The organism is Bombilactobacillus mellifer, from assembly GCF_000970795.1.
In the GTDB taxonomy this organism is placed as follows: Bacteria; Bacillota; Bacilli; order Lactobacillales; family Lactobacillaceae; genus Bombilactobacillus; species Bombilactobacillus mellifer.
Genome location: NZ_KQ034038.1, coordinates 5037 through 5442, shown reverse-complemented (window position 1 = coordinate 5442; position 406 = coordinate 5037).

The following is a 406-nucleotide window of genomic DNA, read 5'->3' as shown; positions in this document are numbered from 1 at the left end:
TTTATTGTGGGATTGTCCGAAAAAGCAGATTCAATTTAGCGCTCTTTCGCTCTTTAAAATAACAGGGAGATTAGGGAAGTAGTTCTAAAAATAAATTGATAATCTGTAGAAATGTTACTAGTCAGTTGCTACATTTTTGATTGTGGCAAGTGGTGCAAAGTGTAGACAAAAGGCTTCGCCAATTGTCAGACATTGCGACTTGAAAAGGGGGAGCCATGCTCCCCCTTTTATTCCCCTCAAAAAAATATTCAGCAATAGTATTTTAAAATTTTTATTTAAAATGTTCCCGCAATTCTGCAAGCACTTTTTTACGTTCTTCTTCACGTATTTTTTTATCATGCTCCGCTTGAGCTTTGCGCAGTTCTTCTTTCTCAGTTGTACCTAAAGGAAGCCCTTTAACTTTATC